Consider the following 3490-nt stretch of genomic DNA (forward strand, 5'->3'; position numbering starts at 1 on the left):
GATCCGGCAGATCGAAAGCAAGGCGATGCGAAAACTGATGCACCCGAGTCGGGCGGACAAGCTCCGGCAATTTCTCGGCCACTAAGCTTGAGTTGCTTCCCGAAAACCTGATCTTTTGACTTCAAAAGCCCGGCCTGTCTTTGCGCCGGAGTTCGATGACGCGTTGGCGAAGTGCCCACGCGTCATCGCATGTTGCTCAGACTCAGGCTGTGGATGCCACGGTCTTTTGCTGTTTCGCTTAGTTGAATGGCAGCAGGTCTGTGACGTCAGCGTCCGGTGCACGCTGCGGCAGTTCCTTCAGCACGTGCAGCAGCCAGGCGTACGGCTCAACGTCGCACGCGCGACATGTGAGCATCGGGCTGAACACCATCGCGCTTGCTTTCGCCCCTCCAACCGTGTCACTGAACATCCATGATTTTCTTGAAGTGCAGAACGGCCTGATGTCGCGCTCGGTGGCATTGTTGTCCACCGCGACGCGCCCGTCGGTGACATAGCGACTGAGGTATTCCCACTGATTGCGCGTATAGCTGAACGCCTTGCCCAGCAGGCTCTCGGGCAGCACCAGCGGCGCCTTTTCATCCAGCCATTTCTTGAAGGCTTCCAGCAGCGGCACACTGTGCTGCTGTCTCAAACGGTATCGATAATCCGCAAGTGTCTCGCCTGCCGGGACATCGTTTGCGCAAGCATCTCGACCTGATACAGCGCCCTGAAGTATTCGAGCGCCTGATGAACGAGCGTACCCGCTTTCTTTTTGCTGCCTTTGTGCGCATCGACAAGCCGTCGGTCAGCAGCGTGCCTTTATAGACGGCTAGGAACGCCTGCGGGTATTGCTGGCCACGGCCCGGCTGGTAGTCGCACAGCACCACCGGCTGCTCGCATTCCTCGGCGCTTCTATAGCACCACATATACGATTTGCTCTGCGGGGTTTTGCCGTCCTCTTTCAGGACCTGCGTGGTCGTCTCGTCGCCCTGGATCAGCCCCTGTGACAGCAACGTCTGATGCAGCGCTTTATAAAGCCGGCTGTAGTGCAATTGTGCTGGGCGGATGATCGATTTCGCCAGGGAGCCGCGCGTAACGGGAATGTCGGCGCGCGCGAGAACATGCTCCATCCGGTACAGCGGCGTGCCGTCGACGAACTTTCCGACCGTAACGGCCGTGATGATTTCCGGGCTCGCGTGGCTGCCCGGTAATGGCTGCACCGACATCGGCGCGGTAATGATGGACGTGTGTTTGGCGTGGCGATCGCACCGGCGACAGCCGTATTTGAAACGCACATGCTGCAGCACGGACGCCTTCACTTCGTAATGCAGCTGCTCACTGATTTCTTCGCCGATGCGATGCAGCGCGTCGCTACAGCACGGACAGCTTCTGCGCGTCGGGCAGATCGTATTCAATACGCTGGCGCGGCAGATGGGCCGGCAGCGGCTTGCGTCCACGCTCGCCTGGTGCAGGCCTGTCCGTTTCCGGCAGTCCCGTGTCCGGCAGCGCGAAAGCGTCATCTACCTCATCATCTTCGTTCAGGCCCGGTGTGGCGGCAATCTGCTCGGCCTCGTCGAACACGCGACGCTTGAGTTTCTCGCTACTGGGTGCGAAGCGCTTGTCCTGCGCGAGACGAAACAGCTCTTCGAGCTGCTCGACCCGTTGCACGAGCCGCCGGTTGCGATCCTCGAGTTCGAGGATGCGTGCGATCAGCTCGCCAGATGGCAGGCATTTGAGATGGTCCTTGCTGGACGACTTCGGGCGATTGGTTTTCATGTACGGCACGATCCTGAAGTCGCCGCCGCAACAGGTTTACGTACGACCGTGATGATTTATGATTTACGTGACGTGCCGGTCTCGGCGCGCAGGATGACGGCGCATCGCATCGCATCGCATCGATGTCGATGCCATCCAGCAGCCAGTGCAACTGCTCGGGCGTCAGTTGCACTGGCTGCTGCCGGCGTGGCCACACAAAGCGATCCTCCTCGAGGCGACGGAGCATCATCCAGAAACCCGTACGGTCATACAGCAGAATTTTTATCCGGTCAGCTCGCCGGTTGCGGAAGGCAAACGGCGCGGGCAAACGGATCGAGCTTCATCTCCTGCGCCACCAGCGTGATCAGGCTGTTCATGCCGAACCTGAAGCCGATCGCCTCGCAATGCAGATAGACCCGCAGATCAGCGTCGAGCCGGAAACATGACAGCGCCCCAGCGTTTCGATCATTGCCGTCACCAGCACGGCATCCTGAGCTGCACATTCCAGTTCGACACTCACGCCATTTGGCGACTGCGCGACCAGCCGTGAAGGCAGCAGCGGTCGTTGTGATGCACGTACGGGCTCACGGCGCACGGGCGCTATCAACGGTTCAGGCTTCACGGCTTGCCCCAATTCCGTTTGGACGTCGGTATCGCCCCTGGCTTGAACCACAGGAACGAATACGGGTGGCCCGCTCTCGCTCACATTCAGCACGGTGCCCGAAACGCCTCTGCGCTTCGCCTTGTATTTGCCGATCCACCGGCGCATGCTGGTTCGCGTTCACGCCCGCTTTGAGCGCCATGCCAGCCACCGATACGCCGGGTTCGAGGCAGGCTTCAATCAGTCGCTGCTTGTCACGCTTATCAAAACTTCGTTTGCCGTCAGCTCCAACGTTGATTACACGCAGGGGCAGAAAATCTGGATAGCTCTGGGGCATGGGGTGTGTCCACTGAAAATGGTGGACACATGCTCTGCTATTTTGATTCCGGAAGATACGTGGGGCGTATTTCGCGCTTACCAGCAGTCCGTTGGTGTTTTCACAAGTTCCGCGTTGCCATGGGCTGTGCGGGTCGCAGAAGTACACCTTCACACCCGTAGCGGCGGTGAGCTCTGCATGTCGCGACATTTCCTTGCCTTGGTCGTAGGTGAAGCTCTGCCGTTGATGCGAAGGGAGAAGCTTGATTTGAAGGACTCGAAGAAGGCGAGAGTACCGATGCGGGGTACAGAGACGGCTTGGACGCAATCTGTACAAGCTGTGGAACCGGATGTCCTCAGGGAGCTACTTCCCACCGCCCGTGCGTGGCGGAATTCCGAAGGGCAATGACAGGAGCCGCAAGCGGTTACTGGGGACCCCAACGGTGACTTCATAATGCACCTCTCACAATTGAGTGTTGGAATGTTGCCGCGGTAGATGCCCTGAAGTGCGCACCCAATCCTCTAGTTGCCCGTTCCTTGGTGGCATCCAGCGTGGTCCATCACTGGCCCCGCCCATCGAGCTTGCGGGCCTGGACTACCCGGCGCTCGATCCAGTAATAGACGACGTGTGGACTGACATGCAGCCGATGAGCAAGCTGCTGTACCGAGAGCTCGTCCGGCCGCTTGAAGCAGGTTACTTCAATTCGATACCGGTAGCGGATCCATTTGACCATTTCAAGCGTGAACGATTTTCCAGTAAAACGTATCCGCTAATTTACGCACACCGTAGCGAGAATTGTTCGCAATGACTGGGCGAGCGTAGGCGCATCGCGACGATCG

Annotated in this window: 2 protein-coding genes and 2 pseudogenes; all 4 read right to left on the reverse strand. The window is 58.9% G+C overall.

Going from position 1 to position 3490, the window contains the following annotated elements; all coding sequences use genetic code 11:
• Positions 1 to 238 precede the first annotated feature (238 nt).
• A pseudogene (tnpC, locus tag AWB78_RS49085) lies at positions 239 to 1641 on the reverse strand (IS66 family transposase); the annotation flags it as partial.
• Positions 1580 to 2062 carry an IS66 family insertion sequence element accessory protein TnpB gene (gene tnpB, locus AWB78_RS50080; RefSeq protein ID WP_074173724.1) on the reverse strand — a complete coding sequence of 161 codons (483 nt, stop codon included), beginning with the start codon at positions 2060 to 2062 and terminating at the stop codon, positions 1580 to 1582. The pseudogene tnpC and the gene tnpB, both read right to left, overlap by 62 nt.
• Positions 2063 to 2107: 45 nt before the next feature.
• Positions 2108 to 2503: a hypothetical protein gene (locus tag AWB78_RS45635; protein ID WP_232478121.1), complete on the reverse strand. Its 396-nt coding sequence runs from the start codon at positions 2501 to 2503 to the stop codon at positions 2108 to 2110.
• Between the two features lie 226 nt (positions 2504 to 2729).
• Positions 2730 to 2909 (reverse strand): annotated as a pseudogene (locus tag AWB78_RS45640) (IS30 family transposase); the annotation flags it as partial.
• Between the last annotated feature and the right edge of the window lie 581 nt (positions 2910 to 3490).

Source organism: Caballeronia calidae, from assembly GCF_900044055.2.
GTDB lineage: Bacteria > Pseudomonadota > Gammaproteobacteria > Burkholderiales > Burkholderiaceae > Caballeronia > Caballeronia calidae.